The organism is Mesorhizobium sp. C264A (genome assembly GCF_040324515.1).
GTDB lineage: Bacteria > Pseudomonadota > Alphaproteobacteria > Rhizobiales > Rhizobiaceae > Mesorhizobium.
The window spans coordinates 2153164-2167817 of the sequence record NZ_JAMYVY010000001.1 but is presented as its reverse complement, the minus strand read 5'-3'; the positions used below and the strand labels follow the sequence as shown (position 1 = coordinate 2167817).

The following is a 14654-nucleotide window of genomic DNA, read 5'->3' as shown; positions in this document are numbered from 1 at the left end:
CGGACGAGATTAGAGTAGGCGATAATGCTAATCTCTGCGAACCATGCGAATGAAGGAAAGCCGTGTGCGATTCTTCGCTATCCAGCCACGAACCTCTGCCTTTCGGACATGGCGGTCCGTCGCTCGATCGAAGATGAAGAACGCCTGATGTAGCTGCTCGACTTCGTAGAGCCCGACCCGGATCTCGAACCCTGTCTGGCCGGTGGCATCGAAGTCAACGGGACCGATGACAGGGAAGGCGACGACGATGGCGAAGCGGACGACGAGCGCGAAGCCAACGATGCCGAGTATGGCTTCATAGAGGGAGGGCAAGGCCTATAATTGTCCGGTCGAGAATGAATAGCCCGCTGCCTCACGGTGGCTGGCTTCAGTTTTTGTGTGGCACGATGTAGCGACTGCTCACCGCACCCGCCCCTGTGCCCCGCGTGACGACAATCGTGCTATACCCGGCTGGAACGGAACCTGTAGCGGAGGGATCAATCGAACTGCATCGCCCCACGATCTCCCCGTTGGGAGCGCCCTCGAGCCTCACGGCTAACGCCAACTCGCATGTCTCAAGGGATCCGAACATGGACGGTGATGTATCGAGTGGCTTGCAGACTCCCTGGGCGGGACTGCAAGAAAGCAAAATCATCACAGCTGCAGTTGCCGGATCCATTCGTGAAGCTCCGTTGTTCGACGAGCCTCAACGCGGAATAGCGAGCTTTGTTTCGCAGGTGCTAAAATATGAGTTTTCTGGTCTGGCTCACGGTGGCGGACTTTTCATTGTCACAGCTTTCGAGTTCAGCAGCGTTGTGGAAGCAGTCCGCTGCGCGCGTCAAAACGCTATTGCTAAGCACAGTGCCGGGGTGCCCGGTATCGTCGCATTGAGTTCCGGATTGGCATTCACCTGGGTGACGTCGTGCAGGAGCACGATGGCGACCTGATGGGTAGTGGCGTCAACATCGCCGAGGGTATCCGGGTTGCCCGGGCGTAGCGGCTTTGAAGCCGCCGATTATAAGTATTCTCGCCCTGTGGCCGCCGATTCTGCGAATTAAGGATTGGACGAATAGGCATGGGGGAAAAAGGCCGTTATTCTAAGTTCTCATTCACCCTCGATGCAGGAATAACGAGATCACGGAGTAGGAAAATCGCATGCTGTGCGGCGGAGGTGCTGACACGGGCGAAATTCACACCCGCTCAACGACAAGCGCCCATCCGCTGTCCCGATGGACGGTGGATAGAGTTTTGGTGCCATGAGCCAAACCCACACATTACAACCGTCATCTATCCGCTTCCCGGTACAGCCGCGGCTCGTGCCGGCGGTCAAGGCGGCGCGTTATCTCCACCTGACGCTGCGGGAATTCATGGAATTGCTGCCCGCGTTGCAGGATCAAGGCTTTCCCAAGGCCTGCCCAATCACCGGCAACTACGACATGGTTGCGATCGACTCCTGGCTCGATCGACGCTCGGGTCTTGCAGGATCGGGATCCGGCGGGCAGTCTAGCATTGACATTGCAAGAGCGAGGCTGGCGACGCTTGGGTAAGATCAAGTTGAAGCACTACGTCATCCGTAAGGGCAGGTACGGCTACTGGCTGCCGACGCCGAAGATGGTCGAAGCTGGCTTCAGATGCATTTCCTGTGGAATCGACGGGCCTGAGGCTTGGACGATAGCCAGGGAGTGGGAAGACCGCTGGCAGGAACTCCGCAAGGGCAGGGAGCCGTCGCGCCTGCATGTATGGCCAAAGGATTCCATCGGAGACGCCTTTGCACGCTATCGCCGCATGGATGCATGGAAGCGCAAGCCACCGCGCACCCGCGAGGATTGGGAACGCGGCTGGACCTTCATCGAGCCGTACTTCGCCGACCCGCCGCCAGCCGACATCACCCTCGAGCTGCTCGACGACTGGTATGGCCGTCTGCTCCGGGTCAAAGGTGTCGACATCGCCTACCGTGCCGTAAAGACGTGGCGTTCGCTCTATAATGTCATGGCCGGCATGAAGCTATGCCCGCCCGGCTCCGACCCATCGCAGGCGATCCGCCGCCAGACGCCACCACCGCGCCACCAGACCTGGACGGCAGGCGAGGCGGTGCGCATGGTCAAGGGCGCCTGGCGCGCCGGCTACCGCGGACTGGCCTGCGTCATCGCCGTTGCGTGGGACACGAGCTTCTCACCCGTCGACGTGCGCACGCTCACACCGGCGCAGGCAATGCAGACAGCACAGGAATGGGGTTTTCTGATTGCACGCAGCAAGAGTGGCGAGGCGGCTTTCGGCACGCTGTCGTCACGCACGCAGCGCCTGGTGCTGGCCTATGTCGAATCACTAGGCGTCACCCTGCTTGACGATGCGCCGATCTTTCGCTCGCGCGGTTTCGCGCCGGGCCCGAAGGGCGGCCGGCCGCGCGCCGGCGTGCCTTACACCAAGGATTCTCTGGTCGACGACTTTGCCGATCTGCGCACGCTGGTGTTCGGGACATCGGAGAAGCGGCGGCTGATGGACATGCGGCGTTCCGGCGCGGTCGAGGCAAATGCCGGAGGCGCGTCGGTCGAGGCAATCTCGGCCAAGATGGGCAATTCGATCGACGGGAACAAGGCGCTGCAGAAGACCTATATGCCGGTCAATCTGGCCGCCGTCCGCTCAGCTGACGCCAGCCGCCGCAAGGGCAGAAAGCTGCTTGGCCTGGAACGGAACGAATACAGAAAGTTGAAACTCTCCGCAGAATGAGAGTTGAAACTTTTCAAGGGGCGGTAGCTAACCCCTTGAAATTAATGGCGCGAGTGACGGGGCTCGAACCCGCGACCTCCGGCGTGACAGGCCGGCACTCTAACCAACTGAGCTACACCCGCGCATTGGACGAGCACGTGTCAGCCGTGTTCGTCGTTGGGGCGGTGGATAAGGGGTTCGCCACCGGGTGTCAAGCGCAGCTGGACAGCATAAACGCAAACAGGAGAAGGTTTTTTGACGGGCGGCACTTTGCCCGCGAAAACCACTGTGCGGCTAAGCTAGCAGCTGCTCATTTGGCCTTGCGAAGCCGGTTGCGACCGCTTAAAGGTCCGGCCGGAGCGGGCGATTAGCTCAGTTGGTAGAGCGCTTCGTTTACACCGAAGATGTCGGCGGTTCGAGCCCGTCATCGCCCACCATATAACCTGCTGAATTAAAACGTTTATTGTTCGATTGGGATTGGCCTCTCGTCGCCAGGATGGTGCTCCTAGCTACAAACTAGCAACTCGGCGCATCTGTCCAACTGCCCTTTGGCTTGGTCGATGATCCCCCGTTGTGGTAGGAATCACCCCTCATCGGATGCGCCCTTCAAGGCCAAAACCTGCAGGCTGTCCCTCCAGCATCGCCTTTCCCGCGATGCCTTTGAGGTCTCCATACATGCCCACCCGTGGATTCGATTACGCCCTTAATTTGGGCTTCACGTTTCGCCCACAACCGCGTTGCTGCCTTGCGCTCTCTTGCTAGATCGTCCTGCATGTCTGATAACCTTTCGACGCTTGCCGGAATGGTCATTCGGAAGCTGGTCGGCCGGAATTTCTCGCGGATCCGCGGTGCAGTGGGTCTCACCCAGGAGGCCGTCGCTGAACGGGCGAACCTGAGTCAGCAGTACATCAGCGAAATTGAGAACGGGAAGCGAAAACCAACTGTGGCGACCCTGTTGGCTCTGGCCCAGGCGTTGGGGGTTAGTCATGTGGAACTCGTCAAACCGGACGATCAATTCGACCAAAAATCCTAAGACTTCCCCCGTTGGACACGGGTCAAGAAATCTCGCTTCTCGGCTTGAAAATAGGAATTAATGCCCATAATCTGGAGTTGTCCTCATTTTGGAGCGCAACCATATGTCTGGTCGTCAGGCCAAATTCGTCACCGATTCAATGCTGCGCAAAATGCTCACGCACTCGCGCGAATCGTCAACCCCCGTCCGAGACCAGGTGATCATTCTGCTCTCTTGTAAGGCCGGATTGCGAGCCTGTGAGATTGCGGGCTTGGAATGGTCGATGCTCCTCGATCCCAGGGGAAAAATTGGGAATTCGCTTGTTATCGAGGATCGGATCGCGAAACGGCAATCCGGGCGTCGAATTCCCCTCCATCATGACCTCAGGAACGCGTTGTCTCGATTGGGGAAGATTGGACCGGGCGATGGTCCCGTCATTCGTTCAACTCGCGGTGGTGCAATGAAGCCTAACAGCATCGTCAATTGGTTTGTCGAGCTCTATCGCGATCTGAACTTCGAAGGCTGTTCGTCCCATTCAGGACGCCGAACCTTTATAACGACGGCGGCGCGATCCGCGCACCGCGCGGGAGGATGTCTTCGTGACGTCCAGCTTCTCGCCGGCCACCGATCACTCTCGATGACGCAAGCCTACATCGATGGCGATTCCGATGCCCAACGCCGCATCGTGTCGATGATTTGATATGTCGGTCCCTGAACGCAACGAACATGTCAGTCGAATGATATCGCGCGCGCGGGTTTTGGCGCCTTTCAATCAAGGGGATCTCGATAGCCTCTGTGGTGTCTATTGCGTGATGAACGCCGTCCGGTTTCTTTTCCCGGAATTGCGATCTCAGCGATCCGTTGCCCTCTTTCAGGCACTTTCTGAGAATCTGACGACAAACCGTGTGACCGCCCACGAGACCGTCGGACTCGGGATCGAAATTCCGATCCTTCATGCCCTCGTCGAAGCTGCATGTAAATATCTTCGGGATGTCCTGGACGTTTCCGTTAGCGCGACGATCTTCACTCCTAAGATTCGTAGGTTCGATGATTTGTGGACGGCGTTGCGGCGGGTCCTCGATGAGAGGCAAGTTGCCATCATCGGTCTCTCTGGTCGGCACGACCATTGGACGGTCGCCTATCAGATAACGGAGAGGACCATTCGACTGTTCGACTCCGACTCTATGAAGTTACTCCAACGGGCGAGGTGTTCACTCCGCAATCCCCAAACGCCCCATCAGATTGATCCAGACGAGATCATTTTAGTCCGCAGGGGAGAGGTCTGATGAGTATGAATTCTAGTAGAAAATGGGACGGCTACCTCTTTAGCGTGAAATGTCACTTTCACACCGAAACCGTCGCCGTGAAAGAGCGGTCTGAGGTTGCCAGAGCGGAACCTTTTCGATGACGCGGGACGAGTACCTTGCCTACCGCGAAATGGTCGCAAAACTCGATCCGGACGCGATGGAAAGGGTCAAGACGAAAGCCCCACCCGTGGATGAAACTGATTTCGCCCTAAGGGTCTCATACGTCATTCTTAACAGTGGGATGAAGTGGACAGTCGCAAAGGATATCTGGAACAGGATGAGGCCGTCTTTGGTGGAGACAGGGGAGGTAGGAGACACTTTCGGTCATCCGGGAAAGACAAAGTCCATCGACTTAGTGATGTCGAACAGGTCGGAATTTTTCGAGGGTTTTAGGTCGGCGTGGAAAGAAGGACCGGAGAAGGTGATCAATTTCTGCGGGGCTCTTCCTCACATCGGTGGGATCACGAAATATCACCTCGCGAAGAACGTCGGTGTCGATGTGGCGAAGCCCGATATCTGGCTTGAAAGGGTTGCGAGCCAATCGGCTGAAACGGTCCAGGAGTTATGCGCACGACTGTCGAGACAATCGGGAGACAGTGTCTCGACCGTGGATTACGTGATTTGGAAGACGTGTCAGCAAGGATGGTGGCGTGCGGGCGCATTCCCGTCTGACAAGCTCGAGCCTGACTGATCGTGCCTGACACGCGCTGACAACACCAAAAAAGAACTTAAAGCGGACCTGACCGGCGATGGGGCCGGCCGGAAACGATCACCTGTGTCCAATGAAGGAGTGACCATGACAAACCAAAAATCGGACATGCTCTTCGGAAAGACCCATGACATCAGCCTGGCGCTTGATGGGACCACCCTCAAAACCAGATCACTGAATGACGACCTGAGAATCCATCGCCTCGGCGGGACCATCGTCATCACATCGGGCATAGCCGCGCTTGGTCCATCGACGGTTAGGGAAATAATCTCGGCCATCACCGCGTTCGACGGTTTCACTGCCGAAAACGACCCCTATGGCGAGCACGATTGCGCGGTCATGACAGCCAACGATATCAAGATCATTTGGAAGATCGATTACTACGATCTGACCCGCCGCTACCATTCCCTCGACCCGTCTGATCGAAACGTTACGTCGAGGGTAATGACGGTCATGCGGGCCGACGAGTACTAACCCCATCCTCGCGGTGAATGGTGTTCGGATCGGCCTTCTTCTCTGGCCATACGGGCGCCAGGTCGGCCATCCAGACTGACGCAGATGGCTTCGGCGAACCAACCGGACTTTCGGAAGCCTCGATTGAATAGCCGCTTGGCGCCTCATACCGGTCATTCCGAACCGACGTTCGATCTCCTAAAAGCGGACGTTGCCATGAGATCTCTGGCTTCGATCACCGAATGTCCCTTGCGACGAGAGCCTGGAATTCGCCCCGCATACGGATATGACGGCCTGGGTCCCTGCGAAGTGCTTTCGGTACTTCATTTCCATGACGGAATGCTGTCCGGGTAGCGCCGCCATCTGCATTTCGCCACTCAAGATGAGGGTCAGGAATGAACTCAAACCTGTTCGGCGCAGCCACTAACTGCGGCGTCAGACAGATCCACTGATTTCCAATAATGGCGACCGAGTGGAGGATCAGGTCTTCACCATGAGGCAACCATCCAGTGATCTGTCTGCTTGTGCCATCCGGGTCATTGGCAGCTTGCTCAGCGCAATTTCGGTGACAATCATAGTGCACGAAGCCAGTCGCCAAAAGCTCTTCCGCGGACGGCCGACAAACAACTACGCGTGGCAACGCGCTCACCTCCTCATAGGTGGCCGCCTCCATTTCCGATGGCGGGAAGGCCATGGAATCTACGTTTCGTTGGATCAGATCCGCAAGTTCGATGTTCGCGGCGGTTCCCGCTGCCACAGTAGTCGCTTCCTGTTCCATAAGGGGACACGCTTCGGTTTAGGGCGTCACACTGATCGTTCGACGCCCTATGCTGCTGCTACTTCAATAATGGTACGAGATATTGATGCGAGAGTTCAAAGCAGTCGTCATACAGTCGCAAAAAGGCACGTCAGGCGATGTAGCCGCACCGTTCGCCAAAGATATCGGCCACCGGTAGTGTGCGCGCTGCTTCAACGACAGAAAGTAGGGACCAAACGCCCGCTCACACGAAAGAAATTTCGGCTGTTAGCTTCTTTCTTGATAGCGAGAGTCGCGTCCGAACACAAAATGACTCCGGCCGACTACCGCGCGAAATTTGGGACTGCCGCAGTACTACCCAATGACCGCCTCAAACTATTCGGACAGGCGATCGGCTTTGGCGAAGGCTGCAGGAATAGATCAGAGGCCAGAATCACAGAAGAAGACGCCAGCCAAGCGCAAAGCGAAGGTCTAGAAAAATCTCATTAGGGAGCGTCACTGCCGAACCTTGGACGGTGCCTCTGCTCAGGGGCTAACCAGCTTTCTAGGAAAACCAGCGGATCTACATTTCCCATCACTTCCTTTGCGAGTGTCAGGCGCTCCTCTAGCCGCTGCCGACGCTCCTCGTTCGTGCAATTCAAGCGCTCTACCGCATCCGTGAAAAAGCGCTCCACCGTCATAGCTTTTCCCCACCTCTCGATAATTTCCGCAAGCTGCTGCCGGCTATCTGCAAGAGCTTGAGCTGTCTTGCGGGCATCCTCTCGCCTCTCATAGCGCGCCCACTCCTCCTCTCTCTCTTTTTTCCTCTTCGCCGCGGCCACATCCTCGGCGTCCATAACGCGCCGCACATTGTCCTTAGCCGCTTTCAAGCTCTCGACGATGTTTGGGATCAGCGTCCCAAGCTTGTCGTGTTCGGTCTCCTGCCAGCTGACGGACCAGTTGACGCCCTTTTTCGGGGAATATGCAATCAATCGAAAACGTCCGCAGGGAATATCCTGTTCTGTTGTCCAGGAGTGCGTCAGTTGCCAAGGCTTGGCCGATCTTATGAGCCTGCTGTCCTCACGAAGATAGTCGCCGTTGAGATATCGCATCGTCACTCGTTCCGTCATCTCGGTAAGGGCGAGCCCTAACGGCACCGTATCAAGGTAGAAGACAGTTGGTCGGTCTGGAGCCCAGATGCTTGCTGAGTGGTAGCGTCCGTAGTTTCGCTCCTTTTGCTCCACTTCCTGTTCCTTGACGTGGATGCGATGAAGGTCAGAGCCGGCCTCGGCGATGTGAACCCGGTATCCTTGTTCGTCCAGCGCGAGGTATAGGTCATTAGCGATCAAAAGCGCGCGCACCAGCGCGGCTTCCGAAGAAATCAGGTCTGGCAGGATCCGCTTGTAGGGTCTCAGGAACTCGCCCTGTTTCACATCCCGCGTTTTTCGAAAACGTTCTTCGACACCAAATAGTAGCGGGTGAGGCGCGGGGCGACGGGGTTTGGACAATGACCTGGTCTTGCGTGCGGAGCTCTCTGTCGACGTTCTCTTCTGTCGTGGTGGCTTTGGGGCAGACGGCGTTATTTCGATCGCCTCTTCAGGTGCTTCGGGCAGCGTTGGCAGCTCTGCCGGAAGCCCGAGGGACTTGCGGGTCCAGTACCCTGAGCCGGGGTAGGGAACCTGGAATTGTTTGCAGATAACGGCTAGCGCCGTGCCAGAAATTCCCAGCTCCGGGCCGATCTTGCTGAGCGGCCTGTCGCAGACCCGTTTATAAAGCTCAAGACGCGTCAGATGCATTATGGAGTGGTCTCAAATCAATCGTGTTTGATCGCGTACTGCCGGGACATGGCAGGCAATGTCCTTCGACGGCAACACCTGATTTATCGCCCGATTGGAAACTTTTTAAGACACGGTCGGCGGTCAATCGCATCCGAGTCTATGAGTAGCTATCCGACTGGAAGCGTCCCCGCGGCAGAAGACTGCTTTGCGCCTGATTTCGGCCTTTCGCGTCCCGGTGGTGCGTACCAAAAGCAAACGTCGCGGATGCTCACGGCCAAGTATGAGGTTGATCAATAAACGAGCAAGGCGGCCTCGTTCAGAAGCCCTACTCCTACTATCCAGGCGTCCGTTGGCTGGTCGGCGGCGTCGCAGAGTGCCTAACCTTCGACCGCCTTCACCTGCCGGACGATCCAGTCAAACGCGGAGATCAACTTTGTGGCTCCGGTTGGATCTTTGGCCGCTTGCGCCAACGACACAGAAGCCTAGCGGTCCAACGAAGACTCGTCGATGGTCACTCCATCCACCTCGGCGAAGCGAAGCATCATCTCCCGACGCTGGTCCATGTCGCCGAAAACCGGCTTGCCTTCCAACGACTTGAACTGCAGCCACACCTTACCCTCTGTAGAGAGGTAAGCTGGATTGATAGCTACCCCTTGAGGCTTCAGGAGCGGATAGACCGAGCCGTTTTCCCGGCCAGTACCGAAGACGAGCGGCAGACCCGTTCCCTTCATCCATTCGAATAAGGCCTTCGCGACAGCAACTTCTTCGACCGAATACTTGTCCTCGAATGCAGCGATCAGGCGATCCTCGGTCCAGCGAGTACCCTTTACGACCTCCTTCCTGCCGACAGCTTCTCTGGTCTGTCCGAAGACCATGGGCACGATGGTGCGAAGGCCCTCGCCGGCGAATTGCCTAAGTTCCAGCGCTAGCACTTCCGCCGGATTCATTTGTACGTTCAGGAACTCGACGATTCGGCGGAGCTCTGTGGGTATGTGGTCCGCCACGAATAAGAGCCGCAACTTTCCTGCGTGTATATTCGTGCCGACCGCGCTCCAGAACCCTTCAGAAGTAGCCTGCGGACCAAGGAACTCACTCAGCGCCGCTTCTGTGTCAGTTCCGGCCTGTACACACGTTGTCTCGAAAGCGGCGGCAATCCGTTCGGCACTCCAAAAAGACTGGAAGTTAGCGGCGTAGTCGAGCATCTGCCCAACCACCTCGCGACGCAGTCGACTATCGGATTGCCGCTTGACCTCCACCAGCGTGGGGACGCCGTCCTGATCCAGAAACAGGTGATCGAGAGACCGTCGCGACGCCTCGTCCTCATGTCCGATGGACAACTCCTGGCGAACCAGAACGAAGCGCCTAGGATTATCGGGGTCGATTTGGTCGCCGACCAGTAGTGAAGGAAACTTCGAGAGCAGCTTCTGAAAATCGAGCTCGGCCGCGAAATGCGCTGGCTGCATCGGAACGAGAGCCTGGTCGGCCTGTAATACGAATACCCCAGATTGCGCCGCCATTGATCCTCCCATGCGTTCGGACCCGATCAAGTCGGTCCAACCCCCTTAGGATCACGCCTTCTGGAGCCGGATGTCTAGGCCGAAATTCTGCGTCGACGGTCGGGCGCGGATCCTTGCCTTAACTTCTGTGGCATCCAAATCTTGCTGGCCACTTCACGGTCAAGAAACTTTGTATGACTGGGCCGAACCCGCATGACAGCTCTCTACTCAAAGATCCTCACACCGGACTGTCCGGAGACGGCCCAAACGTTGCAGGCACCTACCCATAGAGGCAAAGTGGAGGAAAAAGGTGCGGTTTCTATGCTGCGGCGAGGAACGTTGACGCGGGTGTTCGCATTCTCTCGTACGCACTTGAGAGGACCGCTTCGAAGCCTGCCGGCATGCCGCTACCGAAGGCCATCTCTCGGACGTCGATGGCGAGTACTTCAAGTGTCGGACGAACCTCAGTCATTAGCACGAAGTTTGTCACGCATCCTGGCGGACATTCCGCGGTAGCGGGATAGATCAATGCCAGGCGCTTGCACCGGTAGCGGTCCGCATAGGTGTTGATTTGATAGGCGTCCGAACTAGTGACGCCGGAGTTCGGTTTATCGGTATCAAGGCGCTTCCACTTGGCGTCTAGGATCGCCACAATGTCGTCCCCGTCCGTAACCGTGATGTCCGGCCGCAAGTGAAACCCTGAGATGGCAAGGCTTGCTGTCGGACCCTGCAGTTCGACAGAGAGGTGACGCCCAAAGATGGCCCGGCATTCGCGTCGGATGCGCAGACCGAGGACGGTCTCGAAGAGCCGTTCCATGTTGAAGAGCAGCGCGGAGCCGGAAGTATCGCCGGTCCTCACATCAGGGAACAGCCCGGCGAACAGTCGCAAAGCTTTTCGGAAGGCAAGTTGCCAGTGCCTGATTGTGCGGTCGAGCGGGAGCGCACTGATGTCGTCGATTCTGATGCGGACGTCGGCGACTTCATCGAAGCGGTGGAGAAACGATGCCACGATTGCCCGCGTCCTTGCGCTCATGGCTCGGCTGTGAAGCATCCGCAGAACCGCCTTCAGCGCGCGATTGTGCGCGTTGTCGATGCTCCGTTCATCGAAGCGGCAAAGAAGGTGGGAGCGATCGAAGGCGTTCGTCCGTAGATGCTGCGTCAACTCCAGACGTCCGCGGATCGCGCTAAGGTTCTCCATCCTCTCCGAATAGCGTGCGATGGCTCCACCACGCAGCGCGGCCTTCACCTGATCGCAGAAGTCCTCGATGAACGCGTCCAGCAGGTGACTGCGCTGCTGCCCCAGACCGGCTTGGCCCACCCGCTTGGGTTCCAGTTCACCCGCCCTAGCGAGCATCGCGACGAGCAAGCCGCGCATGTCCTCTGGGGCCTGGGAGCCACGCTCGATCTTCGGAAGCAGCTCGATCGCAACCTGGGGCGTTTGGATGACCCCGCAGAAGGGACCGAACCTCAGCGCCCTGTGTCCCCAGCTGACCGCATCGCTTGGCAAGCGCGTTTCGATGCGGGCGATGCTCTCGGCCTCGGCGTCGGTCAGATCGCCGGCCGATCCGATGCTTGCGGTACCCCTCTCACGGAAGGTCAGGGACCTCATTCCGGTGGCTCATAGATCTTGCGGATCGCGTCGGTCGTGATGTCGTCCTCGCGGACCGCTTCGAACGTGTCACGGCCACCGATCTCGTTGCCATCGGCTTGGGGAAAGAGCTGATGGGCGGGTTGCGTATTTACCCTCACCAGCTGGAATTCCTGCCCCACTGTCTGGTCGGCCAGGACAAGCCGGATTTGTCGCCAGTCGTCGTAGAAGGCCTCCTGGAGGAAGGGCAGGATTTCCCGCGCGAAGACTCGGCGAAGCTCGTCGAACGACTTCACCTTGTAGAAGTAGCTGTGCCCCAGTGTCTGGTCCCGGTGCAGTAGCATGGAAAGGCGCGAGTTCATGGCTGCCAGCAGCTGCCGCAAATCGATCGTGCCTCCGGCGCCGTCTTCCACCGCGCCCAGAAGCTCGGGCTTCGGTGTCATTTCCTCGAACCAGAAACGCCGCCGCAGCGCGCTGTCGAGGAGCGCGATCGATCGGTCGGCGGTGTTCATCGTGCCGATCACGTCGACATTCGCCGGCACGCCGAAACGCTCGCCTGAGTAGGGCAGCGTCACCTCCAGACCCTTACAGCTCGGCATTCGTTTGCCAGAACCGTCGGTAATGATGCGCTTATCGACCTCTACCAGCGAGATCAGCTCGCCGAAGATCTTAGCGATGTTCCCGCGATTGATCTCGTCGATGAAAAGGGCGAAGCGCTTGTCGGGCGACCGGCGCGCCCGATCGCAGAGCCGCTTCAGTACCCCGGCCCTCACTTCGTAGGTGACGGTGCCGTTCGTGGTCACCGGCCGGATACCCTCGACGAAGTCCTCGTATGCGTAGCTCTGATGGAAGGTGATGAACTCGAACCGGTCTCCCGCCTCGTCGCGATAATCCGGCAGATAGTCCGTCATCAACCGGTATGTCTTGCCCGTTCCGGGCGGGCCGTAGAGGATCACGTTCCGCGGAGTCGCTACTGGGTGTGCGGGTCTGACAGTGACGGTTGCTGGATGATCGGATTCACCCGATCCGGAAAGGGCGGGCAGCGCCTTCCAGAGTCTCTCAAGCGTCCGTGCCGGCTTGCTCTTGATCTCGATTCCAGACGATTGCGGGTTCCACTCTTGGCCGGGCTCCTTTCGTTCCAGATCTTCAAGCATCACGATGGAGTCGGCCGCTGCGTCTCGGACGGCGTCGAACGCAACGTCAATGAAGTGCGTCGTCTCGCCGGCTTCTGCGCGCGTCGCGTCCCAGTGCGCGGCCTCATATGGCGCACGGGTTACCTTGCCGACAGCAACGATACCCTTCGGCGCTGTGCCGGTCCGCATCAGGAAGACGCGGTCTCCCTCCAAAGGTTTCGTCGATCCACAACGCCAGCGATTGTCGGCTCTTTCGCCGCTGATCGTAGCGGCGCGGTCCGCCGCAAGGCTGTCCCAAGCCCACCTGGAGGGATTCCAACTAAGCAACCAGTTTCTGGTCTCAGTCTTCCATTGAGCCGCGAATTCTTCCTGATAGAAGTCGATGTCAGCCCCGTGCTCCTGTTCCAGACGATGCCGCAGGTCTAGAAGTGCGCGGTCGATCTCGTTGGTGCTCCACTTCCGGATCTCCTTCTCCGGCGTGTCGCCGAACCCGGCAAGGATAGATCGCTTGTCGCCTTCCGAGCTGATCCGTTCGAAGCTGTCGGGAAAAAGAAGGTGCGGCAGGATGTGGATTAGTTGCCGGTGGCGCGCCTCGGGCAGGCCGCTCAGCCACCCGGAGAAAGCCCATGGATCACGGAGGACCTCCTCGCGTTCGGCGGCCTCACGGCGCTTGAAGTCGCGCAACGCGCCGATCAGGAAGACCAGCTCGCGCCAGCGGTGGGTGTTGTAGGCGGTCCCGGCTGAACCAATACCCTGGAGAACCTTGTCGTCGAGAAGAGGGTGGTGTTGGTCCAGGTCGTCGCCCGACCACGACCAGACTTCGCGTGCATTCTCCCGCTTCTTGGCAGCGCCGACATTCGACGGGAAGAGCAGCAGCAACCACAGGCTCTCGGCCATCAACTGCCGGCATTCGGACGAGCCCGCCGAGAGCTGTGCTCGCAGCTTGGAGAGAAAATCGCCTTCGCCCTCATCGAGATTCTTCACGAACCGCTGATCAAGCTCGTCAAGAAGTTGGCTCGTCCACAGAGCCCCGGCGACTGAGAGTACGGAGCCATCTGCCAAAAGGCACCGGTCTCGCCATTTGTCAGCAGCGTCGTAGATCGAGCCGGTGTTATGGGTGGGATTGAACCTAGACATCACCTTCCTATGGAACCAAAGCTTACTGAAGTCCTGTTCTAATCGAAGGTGCGCAGCGGCCATGGCGCGCTGAAGGTGTAACCATGGCTAGTGATTGGCAAGCCATCTGCGCCCGGGTCTCACGATCTACCACATTCCATGCGAGACATATGCCCATCCTTCCGAGCCGGGCGAAATGTGTGCTCAGGTTAGGGAAAGGGCCGCTTATCAGAATATCATGCTGAAACCTGTCTGGCACCTCTCGGCCCAAAACTGACGCCAAAATCCTTGGACAGTCCGACAGTGTAAAATGGGACTTTCACACTGAGACCATCGACGCGTGGATCGGAGTCTGGCAGGTGACCCTGGAGTAATGTTTCCACGACCGGAGGCTGGTCATGGAACTCGATCCGGACGCGACGTAAAAGGTCGCGGCGAAGTCGCCTCAAACGAGATCGAGCGAGGGGAGGTGCGAGACACGTTTGATCATCTCTGAAAAAATCGATCGACCAGGTGATGGCGAGCCGATCGGGACATTTCGATGAAATTCGATTGGCGTGGGAATACGGAGTGGACGAGGTTGTTGGGTTTTGTGAGACACTTCCCAACATCGGCGGCCAGCCTCATTTGGCAAAGAACCT

The 14654-nt window shown here is 58.1% G+C and carries 12 protein-coding genes, 2 tRNA genes and 2 pseudogenes; 8 read left to right on the top strand and 8 right to left on the bottom strand.

The genetic code is table 11. The annotated features are described in order from the left end of the window. Nucleotides 1-27: 27 nt before the first annotated feature. A complete protein-coding gene (locus tag NKL04_RS10640) occupies nt 28-312 on the bottom strand; it encodes a hypothetical protein (RefSeq protein WP_023701095.1) in 285 nt (94 codons plus the stop codon). A gap of 467 nt (nt 313-779) precedes the next feature. Here NKL04_RS10640 and NKL04_RS10635 point away from each other — a divergent pair. The 3 genes and pseudogenes from NKL04_RS10635 to NKL04_RS10625 form a co-directional block, all read left to right on the top strand. Then, nucleotides 780-973, top strand: a pseudogene (locus NKL04_RS10635) (adenylate/guanylate cyclase domain-containing protein); the annotation flags it as partial. Nucleotides 974-1235: 262 nt separating this feature from the next. Then, entirely contained in the window at nt 1236-1526 is a 291-nt protein-coding gene (locus NKL04_RS10630) for a hypothetical protein (RefSeq protein ID WP_023690232.1), read from the top strand. Then, a complete protein-coding gene (locus NKL04_RS10625; protein ID WP_050593561.1) occupies nt 1519-2706 on the top strand; it encodes a site-specific integrase in 1188 nt (395 codons plus the stop codon). Before NKL04_RS10630 ends, NKL04_RS10625 begins: the two co-directional genes overlap by 8 nt. Nucleotides 2707-2751: 45 nt before the next feature. Here NKL04_RS10625 and NKL04_RS10620 read toward each other — a convergent pair. Next, nucleotides 2752-2828 (bottom strand) — tRNA-Asp (locus tag NKL04_RS10620). Between the two features lie 218 nt (nt 2829-3046). On the opposite strand from NKL04_RS10620, the gene NKL04_RS10615 reads away from it, so the two are divergent. After that, nucleotides 3047-3122, top strand: a tRNA-Val gene (locus tag NKL04_RS10615). A gap of 146 nt (nt 3123-3268) precedes the next feature. On the opposite strand, the pseudogene NKL04_RS10610 reads toward NKL04_RS10615, so the two are convergent. Further along, nucleotides 3269-3501: pseudogene (locus NKL04_RS10610) on the bottom strand (DUF2130 domain-containing protein); the annotation flags it as partial. On the opposite strand from NKL04_RS10610, the gene NKL04_RS10605 reads away from it, so the two are divergent. The 4 genes from NKL04_RS10605 (at nt 3488) to NKL04_RS10590 (ending at nt 6187) form a co-directional block, all read left to right on the top strand. Continuing rightward, nucleotides 3488-3718 carry a helix-turn-helix domain-containing protein gene (locus NKL04_RS10605; protein WP_023701091.1) on the top strand — a complete coding sequence of 77 codons (231 nt, stop codon included), beginning with the start codon at nt 3488-3490 and terminating at the stop codon, nt 3716-3718. The pseudogene NKL04_RS10610 and the gene NKL04_RS10605 sit on opposite strands and share 14 nt — an antisense overlap. Nucleotides 3719-3821: 103 nt before the next feature. Continuing rightward, nucleotides 3822-4397: a tyrosine-type recombinase/integrase gene (locus NKL04_RS10600; RefSeq protein WP_031209387.1), complete on the top strand. Its 576-nt coding sequence runs from the start codon at nt 3822-3824 to the stop codon at nt 4395-4397. Nucleotides 4398-5101: 704 nt separating this feature from the next. Next, on the top strand, nt 5102-5695 hold the full coding sequence (locus tag NKL04_RS10595; RefSeq protein ID WP_023701088.1) for a hypothetical protein: 594 nt from the start codon (nt 5102-5104) through the stop codon (nt 5693-5695). Nucleotides 5696-5800: 105 nt separating this feature from the next. Continuing rightward, the gene (locus tag NKL04_RS10590; protein WP_245271398.1) at nt 5801-6187 is read left to right on the top strand and encodes a DUF3768 domain-containing protein; all 387 of its coding nucleotides are present in this window, start codon (nt 5801-5803) and stop codon (nt 6185-6187) included. Nucleotides 6188-6401: 214 nt separating this feature from the next. On the opposite strand, the gene NKL04_RS10585 is transcribed toward NKL04_RS10590, so the two are convergent. From NKL04_RS10585 to NKL04_RS10565, 5 genes are all read right to left on the bottom strand, one after another. After that, nucleotides 6402-6944 (bottom strand): hypothetical protein, encoded by a 543-nt coding sequence (locus NKL04_RS10585; RefSeq protein ID WP_352723680.1) that lies wholly within the window; start codon nt 6942-6944, stop codon nt 6402-6404. A gap of 464 nt (nt 6945-7408) precedes the next feature. Beyond that, the gene (locus tag NKL04_RS10580; RefSeq protein WP_023701084.1) at nt 7409-8698 is read right to left on the bottom strand and encodes a hypothetical protein; all 1290 of its coding nucleotides are present in this window, start codon (nt 8696-8698) and stop codon (nt 7409-7411) included. A gap of 464 nt (nt 8699-9162) precedes the next feature. After that, nucleotides 9163-10197 carry a hypothetical protein gene (locus tag NKL04_RS10575; RefSeq protein ID WP_023701083.1) on the bottom strand — a complete coding sequence of 345 codons (1035 nt, stop codon included), beginning with the start codon at nt 10195-10197 and terminating at the stop codon, nt 9163-9165. Nucleotides 10198-10495: 298 nt separating this feature from the next. Next, nucleotides 10496-11785, bottom strand: coding sequence for an McrC family protein (locus NKL04_RS10570; protein WP_352723679.1), 1290 nt, complete (start codon nt 11783-11785; stop codon nt 10496-10498). Then, nucleotides 11782-14034, bottom strand: a complete 2253-nt coding sequence (locus tag NKL04_RS10565) for an AAA family ATPase (RefSeq protein ID WP_031209382.1) — start codon at nt 14032-14034, stop codon at nt 11782-11784. Before NKL04_RS10565 ends, NKL04_RS10570 begins: the two co-directional genes overlap by 4 nt. Nucleotides 14035-14654: the final 620 nt, after the last annotated feature.